We start from the raw sequence: 19038 nt of genomic DNA, 5'->3' as shown, positions 1-19038 counted from the left end.
TCCCATTCCCCTTGTGTGACGACTAATTCTCCGGCCGGCGGCCCTCCCAGGCCTGTTGCAGCAATGCGCGGATCGATTGCCGATCGATCGATCGCGGGTTCCAATAGGGGTTCTCGACCGCGATCCGGCTTGCCTTGTCGAGGTCGGCTTCCGTGAGGCCTAGATCACGCAGCGAAAGTGGCGCACCGATCGACTTCGCGAAGTCCCAAAGCCCCCCGCCGATCGAACCTTTGAAAATCTCTGCCACAGGCTGAAGAAGCTCGGGCACCGCCACCCCATTGAAGGCGGCCGTGTGCGCCAGCATGATCGCATGCGTTTCGGCATGCGGCGTGTCGAAGGTGCCGCCGAGCGTGTGGCAAATCTTGTGGTGCAACGCCATGCCGACCGTGCCCAGGACTGTGCCGCAGAGCCAGGCACCATAAAGACCGCCTGCCCGCGCATTTAGGTCGCCAGGCGTCGCCAGGATTTGCGGAAGTGCCGACCGGAAGGCACGCAAGCCTTCGACGGCCATGAGGGTCGAGATCGGATTGCGGTCCTCAGCGTAAAGCGCTTCGACGGCATGGGCCATGGCGTTCAGCCCCGAGGTCACAGACAAGCCAACCGGAAGGCCCGTTGTCAGCGTCGCATCGTAGATCACCACCTCGGGAAGGATTTTCGCACCCTTCACTGTCGTCTTGCGACCGCCCTCGGTCTGACCAAGGATCGGCGTGACCTCCGAGCCTGCATAGGTCGTCGGAATGACGATCTGCGGCAGGTCCGTGCGATAAGCGATGGCCTTGCCAAGACCCGTCGTCGAGCCGCCGCCGAGCGACACGACGCAATCGGCTCGGCTTTCCCCAACCACCTTCATTGCCGTCTCGGTGACGTCGACAGGCGTGTGCATGACGGCGCCGCTGAATACGCCGACAGCCAGCGGCCCGATCTTCGCAGCCAGTGCCTCGGCGTCACTCTTCTGGTGTGGCGTGGAAAGAACCAAGGCTCTCCGGCAACCGATCTTCGCGATCCAGTTTGCCGCCTCTTGGCTAGCCCCTTCGCCGAAGACGATATGGGCCGGGCTGCCGGCATAGTGGAACGACAGGCTCATCGTGCTTTCTCCGGTCTTGCCCGCACCATCACGAACGTGAAATCCACCTGCCGCATTTGCGAGACATCTCCGCTCACGGGGCGAAAGTCGCGGACCAATTCGGGTTTGACGCCAAACAGCGCGTCCTCGTGGAGATGCGGATCGTTTCGATCATAGACATGCGTGGTGATCGTCTCGAAACCGACCGCGCGGACCACAAAATGCAGATGCGCCGGCCGATGCAAAGGATAGCCCGCCGCTGCCAGCAAATGCCCGACAGGGCCATCGTCGGGCACGCTGTATCCCTTCGGCATGACCGTGCGGTAGTCAACGCTTCCGTCGGCGTCGGCGCGAAAAAGACCACGCAGGTTGTGCTCGGGCTGCAGGTCCGGCTGCTGGTTCTCATAAAAGCCCTGAGCATTGGCCTGCCAGGTGATGAGCTCGGCCGACGGGATCGGGCGTCCGTCCAGGTCGACGATCCGGGCCGAGACGCAAAGCGGCTCTCCCACTCCATCAAGCGAAATCGAACCGCCCTGCGCGCGCTCCGGCACATCGCTGCGAAAGAATGGCCCGCGAATGGTGTTCGGCGTTGCGCCTTTCGGGCGCCGCGAATTGATCTCTTCCACGAGGGCCGACGCGCCAATCAGGTCGGAGAGCAACACCCACTCCTGACGGCGTTCATCGGAGGCATGGCCGACTTCCGTCAAAAACGCGATCACCCTGCGCCAATCATCCTGGGTGGGCCGGAATTCCTTGATCAGCTCATGCGCGTGCTTGGCGACCGCCGCCATCAGGCGGGGCAACTGGCCGCCCTTGCCAGAGGGCATACGCTCAGCAAACACGTCCGAGGAAGTGGCCTCACTGAAAATAAGCGCATCGGCTGCCGGCGGCATGCGTCTCTCCCAAAACCGCATCGTTGGTAATGGCAAGCTAGCAGGCCTGTCGCATTCGATTGATGATTTGATTCAGCTTTAATATAACAGATCGTTATGAAGATAGATGAACGACACCTGATCCAGCTCGCCGCTGTGGTCAAGACCGGCGGAGTGACCGAGGGAGCGGCCCTCCTTGGTCTCGCACAGCCCGCTGTCTCGCGCACCCTGTCGATGCTTGAAATGCGTCTCGGCGAGCCATTGTTCATCAAAGGACGCAGACCGCTTCAACCCACGTCGCTTGGCCTGTCATTGGCTGAGCAAGGGCTGGTCATGCTGGCAGCATCCCGCAAGGCGTCGGACCTCGTGGAAAGCTTCCGCGTCGGCAAGAGCGGCGTCGTGCGCGTCGGAGGCACGCCCTTCTTCATGGATGCACTGATCGCAGGGTTGTGCGCCGAGTTTCAGAGTACACATCCTGATGTTCGGATCGATCAAAGCTACGGCTACTTCCCGGATCTTCGCGCCGCCTTGAAGGCCGACCAGATCGACCTTGCGATCTGCCCGATCGACATTCTGGATGAGGGTTCCGGCTTGGAATTCCAACAGATCCTTCCGGGACGCAACGTGATTGCCTGCAGGGTCACGCATCCACTGCTGCTCAAGCGTCGGCCGCAACCAAGCCAGCTTCTCGACTATCCCTGGGTAGCACCTCCGCCGGGCAGCCCGCTGCTCGCCGATCTTCGCGCCCTGTTGCTCTCCTTCGGCGCAACGGAAATCAAGATCCGTTATTCCGGCGGCTCGCTGATGAGTGTCATCAACTATCTCAAGGCGGCGGATGCTCTCACGGTGATACCCCATAGCGTGGTTTTCGCCTTGCGGAAGGAGAAATCGATCACCGCATTGCCGCTGACCATCCCGCATCCGGAACGGGCTCTGGCAATACTCACGCGCGCCGATTCCGCCCGATCTCCGGCAGTCGATCAGTTCGCGCAGCATATCCGCTCCGGTTTCGAAAGCCTGAGGCACCTGATCAAGAGGCACGAGGAAGCGGTGGTTTGGGGGCGGTAGCAGGTACCGCTACCGCCAGGCGGCGCGCCAACTGTCAGGCGTTCTCAGCAACTCAGATCACCATTGCGGGAGCGGCTTCCAGTATGTTGCTCCAGTGCTGGTTTTTTCGACGAGAGCATCTTTTTGGTGTCGCTCCAATTGCTGCCAGGCAGCACGATGCGCAAGTCCGGCTGGGCCCTGCACTTGGTAACCTCAGCGACATGCGTTAGCAGGCCGCTTGAAATCGCGGTTCGTCCGCCTACCTACCACTGCGTTACCTACCTTGAAGGAGCGCAGCCATGGAACTTGCCGTGGTGCCCATCGTCAAGCCGGACGCCTCCAACTTCATTTTTGGCCAGTCGCATTTCATCAAGACTGTGGAAGATCTCCACGAGGCGCTGGTGGGCGCGGTTCCTGGCATTCGCTTCGGGCTGGCCTTCTGCGAGGCCTCTGGTAAGCGGCTGGTGCGTTGGTCGGGTAATGACGAAGCAGTGATCGCACTTGCACGCGACAACGCATTGGCGATTGGCGCTGGCCACACTTTCCTGATCTTCCTGGGGGACGGATTCTTTCCCGTCAACGTGCTGGCTGCGGTACGTGCGGTGCCAGAGGTCTGCCGCATTTTCTGCGCGACGGCCAACCCGACCCAGGTGATCGTCGCACAAACGGAGCTTGGCCGCGGCGTGCTCGGTGTGGTGGACGGCGCCTCACCGCTGGGTGTCGAAACCGACGCCGATATTGCGTGGCGGAAAGAGCTGCTGCGTCAGATCGGCTACAAGCTGTAGTGGCTCAATGAAGCCGAAGTCGACAGGCCTGCAGGGACAATATCGTCAAGCTCATGATCCAGACGTCCGGATTCACGAAGCGCCCGCGATGACCCCGCGCTACGGCGCGTTGCCGCAATCCCCCGCTTTCAAAAAGCTGGCTTGGCGGCCGGATGCCGCCAAGCCGAGTCAGATCAGGCAGCGGCCTGTGGGCGCTGTGCAAACCAGGTCTTGAAGTCCAGCTTGCCAAGCTTGGCGGATCCGAGAGGAACCAAGGACTGGTCATCGACAAGCGCGCCGAAGTACCTGGCCTGTGGGTCGACCACGACCGTTCGCTCATCACCGACAGCGGCGAGGTAGCCCTTGACGAAATCGCTCATCGGCTTCTTCTCGGGCCCTGCGATTTCGATGGTTCGGTTCTCGGGCGTACCGGCTGCCGCCTCAGCGACAAAGTCTGCAACATCGTCCGCAGCGATTGGCTGGAACGCGCCATGCGATACGTGGACCGTCCCATCGACAGTCGCGCTATCGGCGATGCCCCCCAAGAACTCCAGGAACTGGGCGGACCGGACGATCGTGTAAGGGATGCCGCCCTTCTTGATGAGGTCTTCCTGAGCGACCTTGGCCCGGAAGTAACCGTTCTCAGGTGATCTCTCGATGCCAACGATAGAAAGCGCAACATGGTGGCGAACTTGGGCCGCGCGTTCCGCCTTGAGCAGGTTCGTGGTCGACGTTTGGAAGAACGAAAGAACGGCGCTCGGCTCAAATGACGGCGAGTTTGTGACGTCGAGTACGACGCTTGCACCACCAAGTACGCCCTCGAGTCCTTCGCCCGTGAGCGTGTTGACCCCGGTTGAAGGGGATGACTGCGCTACATCGTGCCCCTGCTTGCGCAGACGCTCCGCAACTTTCGTTCCAATGAGGCCCGTGCCTCCGATGATCACGATTCTCATGATTCTACCCCTTGAGATTGGATATCCACCTAGGACATCTCAGGTTTTGCGGTTGAGGCAGTGGCAAAAGGCACCTGCCTTCGCCTCTGCCACCCCACGGCAACTGCTTACTTGTCTGGAATCGTCAGCTTCGTCTCGTCCGTATCGACGACGAAGACGGCAAGGATCTTTGCAGGTTTAGCTTCGCTGGCATTCGCGCTGACGCGATGGTGATCACCGGGTACTTCGATCCAGTTTTCGCCAGTGTTGTAGACCTTGACCTCGCCATCGTTGATCTGGCTCTTGATCATGCCTTCGATCACGGTCGCGTAGATAAAGGCACTTTTGGCGTGCGTGTGGGACGGATTGGAGCCTCCCGGACCATATTCGACCAGCACAACGCGCATGCTTTTTCCCGGCACGTTCGGAAGCGCATGGTCGAACACGACAGAAACCTTGGCATTGTGGGGTTTATCCGCAGCTGCGGCAGGCACAGCCATCAGCGCTGCACAAAGTAAGCCACTTGCGAGCCTTCCCATGGCATTCCTCCTTCTGTGACGTCATTGACTGCGACCGGAGCGGATCGCCTGCGTCGGGCATTGGGTGCAATGGATGTACGAAGGTTTGCCGGACCGACTGCATCGGTCTGCGGTTCAAGATGTGCCCAACACCGTTCCGGCGAGTTTCGACAAGATGCGGCTAATCACCACTCCCTGGGGCTCTTCGAAGACTGCTGCCACCTGCACCAGTTCCCCTTTCGCAGAGGTCATCTAGCGCCCGATTGAATTACATGAGCGCATACATATAAACAAAAATAAGGTGGTCAATGCCACCCTCATTTCAGAAGCATCAGGAAGACACGGTATGAACGGTAAATCGGTTGGTCCAACCTGCCGCCACGCGCCGTTCCCGGCGCTACGGGACCATCATCGTTGCCGGTCCATATCCTCGATCACCACACACGTTGGCGAAGACCCTAAAATCTGTTGATCCGCCCTGAGCTCCTGGACTTCTGCTATATCGCAAAAAGGCAGCGGCGCGCACGCAAATTGATGCTTTTCGCATGTCGCATAATTCCCTAGTCCCTGAGGAAACCTCAACGAAGGGAACGCACGGCAATGGCGACGCCATTCTATTGGAACGAGCTCAACACCCATGACTTTGCCGGGCTCTCGGCCGACACGACCATCGCCATTTTGCCGATCGCCTCGACCGAACAGCACGGGCCTCACCTACCGATCGCGACCGACGTTTCGATCGCCAACGGCATGCTGGGCGAGCTTCGCCGTCAACGGCCCGATGACCTCGATATCCTGGTGCTGCCGACACAGGAAGTCGGTAAGGCAAACGAGCATATTTATGGACCGGGCACGCTTTCGTTGCCTGCCGAACTGCTGATCCCGGTTTGGACGGCAATAGGCGCCAAGGTTGCCGAAGCCGGGATCCGCAAGATGGTGATCGTCAATTCGCACGGCGGCAATGTTGACATCATGAGCATTGTTGCACGCGAGTTGCGCGTGCGCCACCAGATGGCCGTCGTGTCGACCCAATGGGGCCGTTTCGGACATCCGCACGGCATGATCAGCGATCACGAATCCCGATATGGCATCCACGGCGGAGAGGTCGAAACATCCTTGATGCTGCATTTCAGGCCGGATCTCGTCCGCATGGACAAGGCAGAGAACTTCGTGTCCAAGGCCGAATGGATGCGCGAGCAGTCGAAGTTCATCCAGCCGCTTCCGCCGCACTCGCTGGCCTGGATCGCACATGACCTCAATCCCGCCGGCGTCGTGGGCGACGCGTCGCGCGGCACGGCCGAGAAAGGGGCGGCGATCTGCCGCCATCAGGTGCTGGGCTTCATCGAACTCCTAAATGATCTGAAGCGCTATCCGCTCACAAATCTCTTCTCACGCTAGATCTCAGGCGGCCGACGACCTGTCTGGAGAAATATGTCCCTTGGACTGCAACTCCTGAACAAGGCCGGCAAGCTCGGCCAACAGATATTCGACAAACAGGCTGGTCGCCGCATCGAGCGGCGCGCGAGCGCGGGCAAAGAGTTTCATCGGCTGATGTCGACCATGAGGCTCGGCAATCGGCCGGAATACAAGTTCGCCGGCGCGGCATTCGGTGATGACGTCGAGCGGATTGAGCAGGGTCAGCCCCGCGCCGCATTTGACGAGCTTCTTCAGCATCTCCGACGCATTGCTCTCCAGTACCGGCTCGACGGAGACATCAAGCCGCGCAAGCGCAAGGTTGATGACATCCCGAAGACTGGTGCCCGGCTGCGCGAGAACCAGTCGTTCCTGGACGATGTCGCCCAGGCTGATCGGCCCCTGACCGATGAGGCGATGTCCGGGCGGCAGCACGACACCGATCGGGATGTCGAAGTTGCCGAGCGTCCGGATCCCCGGTGTTGGCGCAATATTGAAGCCGAGGCCGATATCGACATCACCTGAGAGCACCGGATTGACCGTCGTCGTGCCTGCATCGTTCCTGATCTGAAAATAGACGCGCGGATGCTCCAATTGAAACCGTGCGATGATCTCCGCAAGCGGCCCTGACGCAAGACCGACGGTCGTCACCAATCGGACCTTGCCGGCCTGCTGCATCTTCAGGCTTTTGATCCGCCCCTCCAGCCGGTCGTAGTTTTTCAGAACCTCTCGAATATGTTCGATGCATAGTTCGCCTGCCGCCGTCAGTCGCAGTCCCCGCGGCAATCGTTCAAACAGTGGTGCGCCGATTTCCGCCTCGAGAGCCAGAATCTGCCTATTGATTGCAGATGACGCGACGTTCAAGCGCGCCGCGGCCTTGCGGATCGAGCCCGTGCGGGCGATCTCGTTGATGTAGAGCAGCTTCCTGGAATGCAGCATCCGACCCCTCGTTGCATCAATTTTAAGCGCCACGCACAAATTAGGCACAGGCCCGCGATGAGATGCCAAAAAGGCATCGTTGCGCACGAATTTTGATGCTTTTCAAACAGCAAAGCAATCGCTCAAATGAAGAAAATCGGACGCCGAAGAGCCGTCCGAACGGCTCACGAAGGGGAACGCCGATCATGTCCAAGACTTTGAATAACATCGCATTTACCGCAGCATTTGGACTTGGATGCATGCTCGCAGCTCCAAGTTTGGCGCTCGACAAGGTCAGCTACGGCACCAATTGGCTTGCGCAGGCCGAGCATGGCGGCTTTTATCAGGCAGTGGCCGATGGCACTTATGCCAAGCACGGGCTGGATGTCACCATCGTACAGGGTGGCCCGAACGCGGCAAACAGCGCATTGCTGATCTCCGGCAAGATCGACTTTTACATGGGCGGCCCGCAGGGCGAACTCTCGGCCGTCGAACAGGGCATTCCGCTCGTCGACGTCGCAGCGATCTTCCAGAAGGATCCGCAGGTTTTGATCGCTCATCCGGACGCCGGCATCGAGAAATTCGAAGACCTTGCCAAGCTGAAGACGCTGTTTCTCGGCAAGGACGGCTATCTGACCTACTTCGAGTGGATGAAGGCGAACTACAAGGGCTTCAAGGACGAGCAATACAAGCCATACAATTTCAACCCCGGCCCATTCCTCGCCGACAAGGAATCCGGCCAGCAGGGTTACCTCACCTCCGAACCTTATGAAATTCAGAAGCAGACCGGCTGGGAGCCGAAAGTATTCTTGCTCGCCGACAGCGGCTATTCCCCCTACTCGACGATGATCACCACGACGCAGTCGATGGTCGACAGCAAATCGGATGTCGTGCAGCGCTTTGTCGATGCTTCGATCGAGGGCTGGTACAACTACCTCTACGGCGACAACACCAAGGCAAACGCGCTGATCAAGAAGGACAATCCGGAAATGACGGATGGCCAGATCGCCTATTCGATCGCCAAGATGAAGGAGTACGGCATCGTCGAATCCGGTGAAGCCCTCGACAAGGGGATCGGCTGCATCACCGATGCGCACTACAAGAAGTTCTTCGCCGAGATGGTCGGCATCAAGGTTCTCAAGGCCGAGACGGACTACACCAAGGCATACACCACGAAATACGTCTGCAAGGGTGTCGGCATGGCTCTGAAGAAGTAAGGGACGCCGCATTGGTTTGCCGCTCCCGGCGGCAAAGCCGGACCCCTCATGAAAAGAGACAGGCGATGCCTCTAGAAGCCTCAGCAAAGATCCCGGTGAACAAGGACGCGCGCAGGAGACCGCTTGTCTCGATGCAATCGGTCTCAAAGGTCTTCTCCAGCGGCACGGTTGCCTTGTCGGGCATGTCATTGACGGTCGAAGGCGGCGAATTCATCAGCCTGCTCGGACCTTCCGGGTGCGGCAAATCGACGGCACTGCGCATTATCGCAGGCCTTGGCGACATCTCTTCCGGGACCATCGACTGGCCAAGTTCCCGCATCAACGCAAAAGGTCTGCCGGAAGGCGATATCAGCTTCGTCTTTCAAGAACCGACGCTGATGCCGTGGAAGAATGTGTTCGGCAATGTCCATCTTCCGCTGAAACTTCGCGGTATCTCGAAGGCTGCAGCGCGCGAAGAGATCATGAAGGCCCTGACGACGGTCGGTCTGCAGGACTTTGCCGAAGCCTATCCGCGCGAGCTCTCCGGCGGCATGAAGATGCGCGTATCCATCGCGCGTGCATTGGTCACCAAGCCGAAGCTGTTGCTGATGGACGAGCCGTTTGCGGCCCTCGACGAGATCACGCGCCAGAAACTGAACGACGACGTGCTGCGCCTGTGGAAGGAGACGGGCATCACGGTGATTTTCGTCACCCACTCGGTGTTCGAGTCCGCCTATCTCTCGAACCGCATCGTTGTCATGAAGGCGCGGCCGGGACGGGTCCATGCCGATCTGCCGCTTGTCACCAGCCTTAAGCGGGACGCCTATTACCGGACGTCCGAGGAGTATCGCCAGGCTTGCGAGACCGTGTCGCGCTCGCTGATCGGGGCCATCAATGCCGCAAAGGAGAATGGATGAGCACGGATATTGCCGATCAGCCGGCGCCATCATTGTCAACTCCGATGACGGCAAAGCGGCGCGAACTTGCGCTGCGGATTGTGGTGCCGTTCGTAACCGTCGCAGTCCTCGTCCTCGTCTGGGGGCTGTACGTCAAGCTTTCCGGCGTGGCACCTTACATTCTTCCTGGCCCAGGCGCGGTGGCCTCCGCCTTCGTCAGCGACTGGGCAACGCTTGCGCCCGCGCTCTGGGTAACAACGAAAATCACCTTCATGTCACTGATGCTGGCGCTCGTCGGCGGGGTCGGCTTTGCCATCTTCCTCGTGCAGTCACGGTGGATCGAGATCGCCTTTTACCCGCTGGCCGTCATCCTGCAGGTCACGCCCATTGTCGCGATCTCGCCGCTGATCCTGATCTATGCACCGTCGACACAGGTGGCGCTGCTCATCTGCGCCTTTCTCGTCGCCTTCTTCCCGATCCTTTCCAACATGGTGCAGGGCCTGAAGAGCGTGGATCATAATCTGATCAACCTGTTCGAGCTCTATGGTGCCTCCCGCTGGCAGACGCTGCTCTACCTCAAGCTGCCGGCGGCACAGCCCTATTTCATGACGGGTCTGCGCATCGGTGGAGGTCTGGCGCTGATTGCCGCCGTCGTTGCCGAGTTTGCTGCGGGTTCGGCCGGTGCCGGCTCCGGCCTTGCCTTCCGCCTTCTGGAAGCACAGTACCGCATGAACATCCCCCGTCTCTTCGCCGCCCTGCTGATGCTCTCGCTGCTTGGAGTGGCGATCTTCGCGGTCACCTCCTTCATCTCCTGGCTCAGCCTGCATCGCTGGCATGAGAGCAGCCTCAAGCGGGAAAACTGATGACATACTCCTTCATGTCGCCTCCGAACGCCGGTCGCTTCGTGCTGAGCAATGCGACGCTGCCCGCCGTTGCCGTCGAAGGCTTTGATGCGCCAGCCAATGAAGGCCTTGTGCGAGCCGATATCGTCATCGAAAACGGTCTTGTTTCGATGATCCTGCCGGCCGGCAGTGCGCCACCGGAATTCGCAAAATCCGACTTGCGTGAGGGGATGGTCTGGCCATGCTTTGCCGATGTCCACACGCACCTCGACAAGGGGCATATCTGGGGACGCAGCAGCAATCCGGATGGAACATTCATGGGTGCGCTGCAGGCGGTCGGTGCCGATCGCGAGGCGCATTGGTCGGCTGATGATGTGCGCAAACGAATGGAATTCTCACTTCGGTCTGCCTACGCGCACGGCACGAGCCTGATCCGCACGCACCTGGATTCGGCCTCCCCTCAGCATCGCGTGTCCTTCGACGTCTTTTCCGAGATGCGGGAATCCTGGAAGGACAAGATCACACTGCAGGCTGTCGCCCTCTTTGCGATGGACGATATGCTGGACGAGGCCTACTTCGCCGATCTCGTCGCGGTCGTGCGCAATTCCGGCAGCCTGATCGGCGGCGTCACCAAGATGGGGCCGAACCTCGCGTGGCAGCTTGATACGCTCCTTCATGCGGCCGCGCAGAACGGCCTCGACGTCGATCTTCATGTCGACGAGACGGATGACCCCGGTGCGGAGACCTTGAAGGCGATCGCCGAGGCCGTTTTGCGGAACCGGTTCGCCGGCAAGGTGACGGCCGGCCACTGCTGCTCGCTTGCAAGACAAGACGATGGGATCGCTAAGCGCACCGTAGAGCTGGTCGCCAAAGCCGGCATCTCGATCATCTCGCTGCCGATGTGCAATGCCTACCTGCAGGATCGCTATCCCAACCGCACGCCCCGCTGGCGGGGCGTGACGCTGTTCAAGGAGCTGGCAGCTGCCGGTGTCGCCACGGCAGTCGCATCCGACAATACGCGTGATCCGTTCTACGCCTATGGCGACCTCGATGCGGTCGAGGTGTTCCGCGAAGCCGTGCGCATTCTTCACCTCGACCATCCGCTCGATACGGCCGCACGCGTCGTAACCACCTCGCCCGCCGACATTGTCGGACACTCTGATATGGGCCGCATCGGTGCCGGCAGGCCTGCCGATCTCGTCCTCTTCAGTGCCCGTCGCTGGAGCGAATTTCTTTCCCGTCCGCAGTCTGACCGCGTTGTGCTTCGCCGCGGCAAGGTCATCGACCGCAGCCTGCCGGATTACCGTGAACTCGATAGCGTCGTTGGAGCCTGACATGCCGGATTATCAAAGGATCAAAAAGGAACTCGAAGGCATCGCCGTCGAGGACAATCCGGCGCTGGTGCGCCAGAAGAGCCGCGATTTCTACTGGTACTCGCCGATCCTGAAGGCGCAGCTCGATGGCGTTACCGCCGATCTTGTCGTGACACCCAAGAACGAAGCCGAGGTGATCCAGACCCTCAAAGTCGCCTTCGCGCATGGTGTTCCGGTAACGCCACGGGGCGCCGGCACCGGCAATTACGGTCAGGCCATGCCGCTCTCCGGTGGGATCGTGCTCAACCTTGCCGCCATGGACAAGATCAAGGAGATCCATCCTGGCCGGGTGATCTGCGAGCCCGGCATTGTAATTGCCCAACTCGACAAGCAGACCAAGGCCCATTCAGGCCAGGAACTTCGCTTTCATCCCTCGACAGCGCAGACGGCAACGATCGGCGGTTTCATTGCCGGCGGTTCGGGCGGCGTCGGGTCGATCACCTGGGGTGGACTTCGCGATATCGGCAACATCATCCGGCTGCGCGTCGTCACCATGGAGAAAGAGCCGCGGGTGCTCGATCTCACCGGTTGGGATCTGCAGAAGGTCAGCCACGCCTACGGCACCAACGGCATCATCACGGAAATCGAGATGCCGCTTGCACCAGCATACGATTGGGTCGACGTGCTGGTCGGCTACGACGACTTCATGGCGGCAGTGCGCTACTCGGATGCTCTTGCAAAATGCAACGGCATTCTCGTCAAGGAAATCGCACCGATCGCGGCACCGATTCCACACGATTACTTTGCCCGTCATAAATCCTACATTCGCCAGGGCCAGTCGGTTGTGGTGCTGATGGTCGCCCCGCACTCGATGGATGCGTTTAACGCCTTTACCGCGGCCCAGAAGGGCGAGATCATTTTCCGTTCCGACAAGGTCGAGAGCATGAAGGGCATTCCACATGCCTATGAACTCGCGTGGAACCATACGACGCTGCGAGCGCTGAAGGTCGATCCGGCCTTTACCTACTTGCAGGTCCAATACCCCGGGCCGGACCATGTGGCGAAGGTTGCCAAGATGGTCGAAATCTTCGGCGACGAGGTGCCCGGCCATCTCGAATTCATCAAGTTCGACGGTCAGATCCAGTGCTCCGGTCTCCCCTTGGTGCGCTACACGACCGAGGAGCGGCTGGAGGAGATCATCAAGATCCATCAGGACCATGGTTGCCCGATCTTCAACCCGCATCGCTACACGCTGGAGGAAGGCGGCATGAAGCAGACGGACAAGGTTCAGCTTGCCTTCAAGCATGAGACGGATCCGCAGGGGCTGCTCAATCCCGGCAAGATGATCGCCTGGGAGAATCCGAACTTCGACTTCTCATCGGGCGAGAACTACCTGTTCCCTGGACTTGCCGCCGTGATGGAGGCCACATGAGAGTTCTCATCCTTCATTCGCATCCGGTGGAGTCAAGCTATGGCAACGCGCTCTACCAGCAAACGTTGGAAAGCTTGAAGACGGCAGGACACGAGGTCGATGACTGCAATCTCTACGCGGAGAACTTCGACCCCGTGCTCTCCCGCCGTGACAGAATGGTTTACCACGACTACCCCCAGAATACGGAGCTGGTGAAGGATCATGTCGATCGGCTGAAGCTAGCGCAGGGGCTGGTGATCGTCACACCGGTCTGGAACTTCGGCTTCCCCGCAATCCTGAAGGGCTATTTCGATCGCGTCTGGCTACCTGGCGTTTCCTTCGAACTCGTCAACGGCAAGGTGGAATCGCGACTGCGCCATATCCGCAAGCTCGGTGCAGTGCTGACCTATGGCGCAACGCCTTTCCGGGCTTTTGTTGCCGGCGATCCCCCAAAGAAGATCGTCAAGCGCGTGCTGCGTGCGCAGATCAATCCAATGAGACCGGTGACCTTTCTGGCGCATTACGACATGAACAACTGCACCGATCAGACGCGGGCGGCTTTTCTCAGCAAAGTGAAGACCGCGATGGAGCGGTTCTGATACGACAACCCACTCCGATCAAACGACCTTGGCTGCCGTTACCTCGACTTCGACCAGAAACTCCGGCCGCGTAAACCCGCCGACGATGATGAGCGTCGAAACCGGTTTGGGGTCAAGCGTATAGCGATCGCGCACCGCCATATAGGCCGGGAAGTCTTCCCTCCTTGTGACGAAGCCAGAGATGCGTATGACGTCCGCGAAGGTCATGCCCGCCTCTTTCAGGATCGCATCGATCGCCTCGAAACAAAGCTCGGCCTGAGCGGTCGCATCATCGGGGATCGTATCATCAACGCCGATCCCGAGTTGACCTGAGGTGACGAGAAGCGACGCGCCTGGGGGCACGAGCAGGCCATGATTATAGTTCCCGAAGGGCTTGCGGACCGATGGCGGATTGAATGCGTTTTTCATAAAAAATCCATGCGAAACAAAATGTTGCAATCCCGGAACGGATAGGAATCAATCCTTGTTGCAGAATGTACCAAATGCCACCGGATCACAGCGCGTCCTTCGAACCGTCGATGACACGGTTAAGCGGGATCAATTATGCTGACCACTCTGGCAACGATCTCGTCGGTCGTGGGCGCGTCCAGCGTGTCAACAAGCCGAGCGGTTTTAAGTCTCACACGCTCCATGATGTCGAGTGCTCTCACTTGATTGCAAAGAGCGACCCCGGTCGTCTTGTGACCTGAGATATTGACAGCCAGCCCAGCTTTGCGAGTGAACGCACCTCCCGTGGTAATAGGGACGGTGAGGCACATTCCAACGACGTTAATTTCACGAGGGCTGATCACGACGACGCATCGATGATCATCCTTCATTTCGTTCCCTACGACTGGATTTAGATCGACGAGAAAGACGTCACCACGCTTCGGAACGTTGCTACGAACCATCAGAACACTTCGTTACCGACAGGCGAGCTAGCATTCCAGGAGGCAGCCTTCTTGTTCAGCGCAGCCATTTCGTCTGCCCCTTCAAGCAGCTCGGCCAACGTATATCTCTTCTTCGTCTTAGTCGGCGTTGCAACAAGAGCCCCATTATTAACGACCAAGGTCAACTCCGCGCCAACTTCAACTCCGAGCATTTTCAATAGCGCGGGAGGAATGCTAAATACAGTCGCGCCGCCCTGGCGGCGAATCTTTGCTGTGTTGGTCATCTAGGCACCTCTCGTTTGTGCTACATAAATAGCACATTCGTTGAGCTGGACAAGGGGCTGGGGTGGAGTTTCTCGCCACGACGTTTTTGGTTGATGCAAAAACGATACCGGCATCGCTAACGATCGCAACGTGGGAATACGCGGCCTGGCTAGCTGCCGCACCATCCCCCCGCATGATCGCCATTACGATGTCGTTGTGCTCGTCAGTCGTTGTGTTCATCATAGGATCGGGCAAGGCGCCCGGCAAGCTGAATTGCGCGCAACGCAACGGCACCAATCGTGCAGGGTCTGCGTCGGCTCACGGTCAACCGCGCCATGGCGCCGACTTCGCGCAGCGCTTCCCGGATCGGTGTCCAGGAGACTTCGAAGTCTGTCCTGTACTGATGTGCAGCGCAGCAACGATTGTCACTTGCAATGTTTATAAAAATAGCTATTACTAAACATATTGCTAAACATGAGAGTTGAGGAGTTCATGTAGGCATTCTCTGAAATGGGTGGACTTGCGCGGCCGGCGGGGAGCCGGCCTTGGTTCTGGGAGGAACGTATGCAAACGAAATCGAAAGCCCTTCTCGGGCTGGCCTCGGCATTCATCATGTCGTCAGCGCTGCCCAATCTCGCAAAAGCCGACCAACTGACACTCTGCTGGGCGGCTTGGGACCCGGCGAACGCACTTGTCGAGCTCTCGAAAGATTTCACCGCCAAGACCGGTACGGACATGAAGTTCGAGTTCGTGCCCTGGACGAGCTACGCGGATCGCTTCCTCAACGAACTGAACTCCCACGGAAAACTCTGCGACCTCATCATCGGCGACAGCCAGTGGATCGGCGGCTCGGCTGAGAACGGCCACTACGTCAAGCTCAACGACTTCTTCGACAAGGAAGGCATCAAGATGGATGACTTCGTGCCAGCGACGGTCGTGGGCTATTCCGAATGGCCGAAGAATACGCCGAACTACTGGGCGCTGCCTGCGATGGGCGACGTCGTCGGCTGGACCTACCGCAAGGACTGGTTCGAGCGGCCGGAGTTGCAAAAGGAATTCAAGGAAAAATATGGCCGGGATCTCGCCGCGCCGAAGACCTACGACGAACTGAAGCAGATCGCCGAGTTCTTCCAGAAGCGGGAAATCGATGGCAAGACCGTCTACGGCGCTTCGATCTACACCGAGCGCGGCTCCGAAGGCATCACGATGGGCGTGACGAACGTGCTCTACGACTGGGGTTTTCTGTACGACAACCCGGACAAACCCTATGAAATGGAAGGCTTCGTCAATTCGCCCGATGCGGTGAAAGGTCTGGAATTCTACAAGGCGCTTTATGATTGCTGCACGCCGCCTGGCAGCTCCAACGTCTACATGGTTGAGTCAGCCGACGCCTTCAAATCCGGCCAGGTCGCCATGCAGATGAACTTCGCCTTCACTTGGCCGGGCCTCTACAAGGACGAGAAGGTCGGCGGCGACAAGATCGGCTTCTTCCCAAACCCCGCTGAAAAGAAACACTTCGCTCAGCTCGGCGGACAGGGCATCTCGGTCGTCTCCTACTCCGACAAGAAGGACGCCGCCCTTCAGTACATCAAGTGGTTCGCCCAGCCTGAAGTCCAGGCCAAATGGTGGCAACTTGGCGGCTACTCCTGCCTGAAATCGGTCGTGAACGCCCCGGACTTCGCGTCCAGCCAGCCCTATGCTCAGGCGTTCTTGGACTCCATGGCAATCGTCAAGGATTTCTGGGCAGAGCCGAGCTACGCAACCCTCCTCCAGGACATGCAGAAGCGCGTTCATAACTATGTGGTGGCCGGCAACGGCACGGCTCAAGACGCGCTTGATGGCCTGGTGAAGGATTGGACCGAGGTCTTCAAGGACGACGGCAAGATCTAGTGTCCGGCTGGACGTACAACATTCTTGCCAGAATGGCGGCCCGGATCGCCAAGACTGCCGGGCCGCCACCTGTCTCACATACGAAAAGACCAGGTGACATGTTGAACATTTCCTCTTCCTCCATCGTCGAGAAGGCAGCAGACGCGACTGCAAGGGCGACGCCAACATCGGTCGTTCACCGTGTCCGCGGACTATCCGATCGAGCCATCGCCTGGGTGTTTATCGCCCCCACCATCGTCCTGCTTCTCGCCATCAACATCTTCCCGCTCATCTGGGCGATTTATCTCTCGTTCACGAACTACCGGGCCAACCGTCCAAATGCGCCGGTCCAGAACGTCGGACTGAGCAATTACGAGCGCGTCCTCACCGACCCCGATATCTGGCAGGCCATGCAGACGACGGCACACTTCGTGTTCTGGACAATTCTGCTTCAAACGGTGATCGGCTTTACGCTCGCTTATCTTATCGACCGCAAGTTTCGCGGCCACGCGTTCTGGACGACGCTGATCCTGATCCCGATGATGCTGTCTCCGGCCGTCGTCGGCAACTTCTGGCGCTTTCTCTATGAGCCGCAGATCGGTCTTTTCGCCTACGCCGTTTCCCTCGTCACCGGCATCCCGACGGCCGACATCCAGATGCTCGGCAGCGTCTCACTGGCGCCCTGGGCGATCATCATCGTCGATACCTGGATGTGGACGCCGTATGTCATGCTGATCTGCCTGGCAGGTTTGCGCTCGATCCCTGACTATATCTATGAGGCGGCAGAGGTCGACCGCGCCTCCGCATGGCGGCAATTCTGGTCGATCACCGTGCCGATGGCCCTGCCCTTCATCATGCTCGCCGTGCTGTTTCGCGGCATCGAGAATTTCAAGATGTTCGACATGGTCACACTATTGACGGGTGGCGGCCCAGGCTCGACCACTGAGGTCGCCTCCATCACCTTGAAGCGGGCCGCCTTTGAGAGCTGGGCAACGGGCCGTGCGTCGGCCTTCGCCATCATCCTCTTCGTGGCCGTGTTCGGTCTTGCGAATATTTACGTCAAAGCGCTCAACAAGGTGAAGCAAAGATGAGCTCGGTTACCTCAGCCCATTCGGTCGTTGAACCGAGCCTGGCCAGCAAGCGCATCGCCGGCGCCATCGTGATCCTCTACGCCCTGATCACGATGATCCCGCTCGTCTGGATTTTCCTGACCAGCATCAAATCTCCGCCGGACTCCATCAGCTATCCTCCGAAGATCGTCTTCACGCCGACGCTGGAAGGCTATTGCAACCTTCTGACGACGAGAACACGCCAGACGCCGGAATACATCGCCTCCCTGCCCGCACCGACCGGTACCTGCGATGAGGTGACCCGTAAGCGAAATATGGTGATCGCCGGCTCCTCGAATTTCCTGCCGCGTTTTGCCAATTCTCTGGTGATTGCCTTCGGCTCGACGTTTCTGGCCGTATCGTTGGGGACGCTGGCCGCCTACGGTTTCTCCCGTTTCAGGGTGCCGCTTGCCGACGACCTTCTGTTCTTCATCCTGTCGACGCGCATGATGCCGCCCATTGCCGTCGCAATCCCGATCTATCTCATGTACCGCGAGCTTGGCCTTTCCGACACAGCGCTTGGCATGATCCTGCTTTACACGGCGGTCAACGTTTCGCTCGCCGTCTGGTTGCTCAAAGGCTTCATCGACGAGATCCCGCGCGAATACGAGGAAGCCGCAATGATCGACGGCTACACCCGGCTGCAGGCCTTCTGGAAAGTTGTCCTGCCGCAGGCAACCACCGGCATCGCCGCCACCGCGATTTTCTGCCTCATCTTTGCCTGGAACGAGTATGCCTTCGCAGCACTGCTGACCTCGGGCGAAGCCCAGACGGCGCCGCCGTTTATCCCGACCATCATCGGCGAAGGCGGTCAGGATTGGCCCGCTGTCGCTGCGGGAACAACGATCTTCCTGATCCCGATCCTCGTCTTTACCATTCTCCTGCGCAAGCAGCTCTTGCGTGGCATCACCTTCGGAGCGGTCCGCAAATGACCCATCTTACCGACACCCCGCGCCCATTGCGCCCGAAGCGCCCCTTCTTCCTGCGCCGCGGGCCGATGGAGAACATTGCGACCGCGTTGATCGCCATCGGCTTCCTGATGCTCTTCCAGCCATTCCTGCTGGTGCTTTACACCTACTCGCTGGTGACGTTGCTCGCGGGCACGGCCATGTTCATCATCGTCTCGAAGTTTCCGGAGTGAGC

Annotated in this window: 21 protein-coding genes and 1 pseudogene; 13 read left to right on the top strand and 9 right to left on the bottom strand. The window is 59.2% G+C overall.

What is annotated here, in order from left to right; genetic code table 11:
- Window positions 1-22 precede the first annotated feature (22 nt).
- A complete protein-coding gene (locus tag FHT71_RS07875) occupies window positions 23-1084 on the bottom strand; it encodes a maleylacetate reductase (protein ID WP_132589033.1) in 1062 nt (353 codons plus the stop codon).
- Complete coding sequence (locus FHT71_RS07870; protein ID WP_132589032.1) at window positions 1081-1956, bottom strand: dioxygenase; 876 nt, start codon at window positions 1954-1956, stop codon at window positions 1081-1083. The genes FHT71_RS07875 and FHT71_RS07870 overlap by 4 nt, the downstream gene beginning before the upstream one ends.
- Before the next feature lie 96 nt (window positions 1957-2052).
- On the opposite strand from FHT71_RS07870, the gene FHT71_RS07865 reads away from it, so the two are divergent.
- Both FHT71_RS07865 and FHT71_RS07860 read left to right on the top strand, forming a co-directional pair.
- Entirely contained in the window at window positions 2053-3003 is a 951-nt protein-coding gene (locus FHT71_RS07865; protein ID WP_132589031.1) for a LysR family transcriptional regulator, read from the top strand.
- Window positions 3004-3281: 278 nt separating this feature from the next.
- A complete protein-coding gene (locus FHT71_RS07860) occupies window positions 3282-3767 on the top strand; it encodes an adenosine-specific kinase (RefSeq protein ID WP_132589030.1) in 486 nt (161 codons plus the stop codon).
- Window positions 3768-3940: 173 nt separating this feature from the next.
- On the opposite strand, the gene FHT71_RS07855 is transcribed toward FHT71_RS07860, so the two are convergent.
- On the bottom strand, window positions 3941-4699 hold the full coding sequence (locus FHT71_RS07855; protein ID WP_132589029.1) for an SDR family oxidoreductase: 759 nt from the start codon (window positions 4697-4699) through the stop codon (window positions 3941-3943).
- A 107-nt stretch (window positions 4700-4806) separates the two neighbouring features.
- On the bottom strand, window positions 4807-5217 hold the full coding sequence (locus FHT71_RS07850) for a cupin domain-containing protein (protein WP_132589028.1): 411 nt from the start codon (window positions 5215-5217) through the stop codon (window positions 4807-4809).
- 579 nt (window positions 5218-5796) lie between these two features.
- On the opposite strand from FHT71_RS07850, the gene FHT71_RS07845 reads away from it, so the two are divergent.
- A complete protein-coding gene (locus tag FHT71_RS07845; protein WP_132589027.1) occupies window positions 5797-6594 on the top strand; it encodes a creatininase family protein in 798 nt (265 codons plus the stop codon).
- Window positions 6595-6597: 3 nt separating this feature from the next.
- Here FHT71_RS07845 and FHT71_RS07840 read toward each other — a convergent pair whose 3' ends face one another.
- A complete protein-coding gene (locus tag FHT71_RS07840; RefSeq protein WP_132589026.1) occupies window positions 6598-7548 on the bottom strand; it encodes a LysR family transcriptional regulator in 951 nt (316 codons plus the stop codon).
- Window positions 7549-7733: 185 nt separating this feature from the next.
- On the opposite strand from FHT71_RS07840, the gene FHT71_RS07835 reads away from it, so the two are divergent.
- The 6 genes from FHT71_RS07835 to FHT71_RS07810 all read left to right on the top strand — a co-directional run bounded on the left by FHT71_RS07835 (window position 7734) and on the right by FHT71_RS07810 (window position 13784).
- The gene (locus tag FHT71_RS07835) at window positions 7734-8744 is read left to right on the top strand and encodes an ABC transporter substrate-binding protein (protein ID WP_132589025.1); all 1011 of its coding nucleotides are present in this window, start codon (window positions 7734-7736) and stop codon (window positions 8742-8744) included.
- A gap of 65 nt (window positions 8745-8809) precedes the next feature.
- Window positions 8810-9640, top strand: coding sequence for an ABC transporter ATP-binding protein (locus FHT71_RS07830; RefSeq protein ID WP_132589024.1), 831 nt, complete (start codon window positions 8810-8812; stop codon window positions 9638-9640).
- Window positions 9637-10482 (top strand): ABC transporter permease, encoded by an 846-nt coding sequence (locus FHT71_RS07825; protein ID WP_132589023.1) that lies wholly within the window; start codon window positions 9637-9639, stop codon window positions 10480-10482. Before FHT71_RS07830 ends, FHT71_RS07825 begins: the two co-directional genes overlap by 4 nt.
- Window positions 10482-11795 carry a cytosine deaminase gene (locus tag FHT71_RS07820; protein ID WP_132589022.1) on the top strand — a complete coding sequence of 438 codons (1314 nt, stop codon included), beginning with the start codon at window positions 10482-10484 and terminating at the stop codon, window positions 11793-11795. The genes FHT71_RS07825 and FHT71_RS07820 overlap by 1 nt, the downstream gene beginning before the upstream one ends.
- Window position 11796: 1 nt before the next feature.
- Window positions 11797-13206, top strand: coding sequence for an FAD-binding oxidoreductase (locus tag FHT71_RS07815; protein ID WP_132589021.1), 1410 nt, complete (start codon window positions 11797-11799; stop codon window positions 13204-13206).
- Window positions 13203-13784, top strand: a complete 582-nt coding sequence (locus FHT71_RS07810; RefSeq protein WP_007788723.1) for an NAD(P)H-dependent oxidoreductase — start codon at window positions 13203-13205, stop codon at window positions 13782-13784. Before FHT71_RS07815 ends, FHT71_RS07810 begins: the two co-directional genes overlap by 4 nt.
- Before the next feature lie 18 nt (window positions 13785-13802).
- Here FHT71_RS07810 and FHT71_RS07805 read toward each other — a convergent pair whose 3' ends face one another.
- The 4 genes and pseudogenes from FHT71_RS07805 to FHT71_RS31475 all read right to left on the bottom strand — a co-directional run.
- Window positions 13803-14192: a RidA family protein gene (locus tag FHT71_RS07805; RefSeq protein ID WP_132589020.1), complete on the bottom strand. Its 390-nt coding sequence runs from the start codon at window positions 14190-14192 to the stop codon at window positions 13803-13805.
- Between the two features lie 119 nt (window positions 14193-14311).
- A complete protein-coding gene (locus FHT71_RS07800) occupies window positions 14312-14674 on the bottom strand; it encodes a type II toxin-antitoxin system PemK/MazF family toxin (RefSeq protein ID WP_132589019.1) in 363 nt (120 codons plus the stop codon).
- On the bottom strand, window positions 14674-14937 hold the full coding sequence (locus tag FHT71_RS07795) for a PbsX family transcriptional regulator (RefSeq protein ID WP_132589018.1): 264 nt from the start codon (window positions 14935-14937) through the stop codon (window positions 14674-14676). The genes FHT71_RS07800 and FHT71_RS07795 overlap by 1 nt, the downstream gene beginning before the upstream one ends.
- A gap of 91 nt (window positions 14938-15028) precedes the next feature.
- Window positions 15029-15220: pseudogene (locus FHT71_RS31475) on the bottom strand (GntR family transcriptional regulator); the annotation flags it as partial.
- A gap of 261 nt (window positions 15221-15481) precedes the next feature.
- Between FHT71_RS31475 and FHT71_RS07785 the strand changes: the two are divergent.
- The 4 genes from FHT71_RS07785 (at window position 15482) to FHT71_RS07770 (ending at window position 19036) form a co-directional block, all read left to right on the top strand.
- Complete coding sequence (locus FHT71_RS07785; RefSeq protein WP_132589017.1) at window positions 15482-16807, top strand: ABC transporter substrate-binding protein; 1326 nt, start codon at window positions 15482-15484, stop codon at window positions 16805-16807.
- 101 nt (window positions 16808-16908) lie between these two features.
- On the top strand, window positions 16909-17877 hold the full coding sequence (locus FHT71_RS07780; protein WP_183719422.1) for a sugar ABC transporter permease: 969 nt from the start codon (window positions 16909-16911) through the stop codon (window positions 17875-17877).
- A complete protein-coding gene (locus FHT71_RS07775) occupies window positions 17874-18827 on the top strand; it encodes a carbohydrate ABC transporter permease (protein WP_132589015.1) in 954 nt (317 codons plus the stop codon). Before FHT71_RS07780 ends, FHT71_RS07775 begins: the two co-directional genes overlap by 4 nt.
- Window positions 18824-19036: a hypothetical protein gene (locus FHT71_RS07770; protein WP_132589014.1), complete on the top strand. Its 213-nt coding sequence runs from the start codon at window positions 18824-18826 to the stop codon at window positions 19034-19036. The genes FHT71_RS07775 and FHT71_RS07770 overlap by 4 nt, the downstream gene beginning before the upstream one ends.
- Window positions 19037-19038 lie beyond the last annotated feature (2 nt).

Origin of the sequence: Rhizobium sp. BK060 (assembly GCF_014193145.1) — a bacterium.
Taxonomy (GTDB): Bacteria; Pseudomonadota; Alphaproteobacteria; order Rhizobiales; family Rhizobiaceae; genus Rhizobium.
Note: the sequence above shows the minus strand (reverse complement) of the source record. Positions and strands in the feature narration are given on the sequence as shown.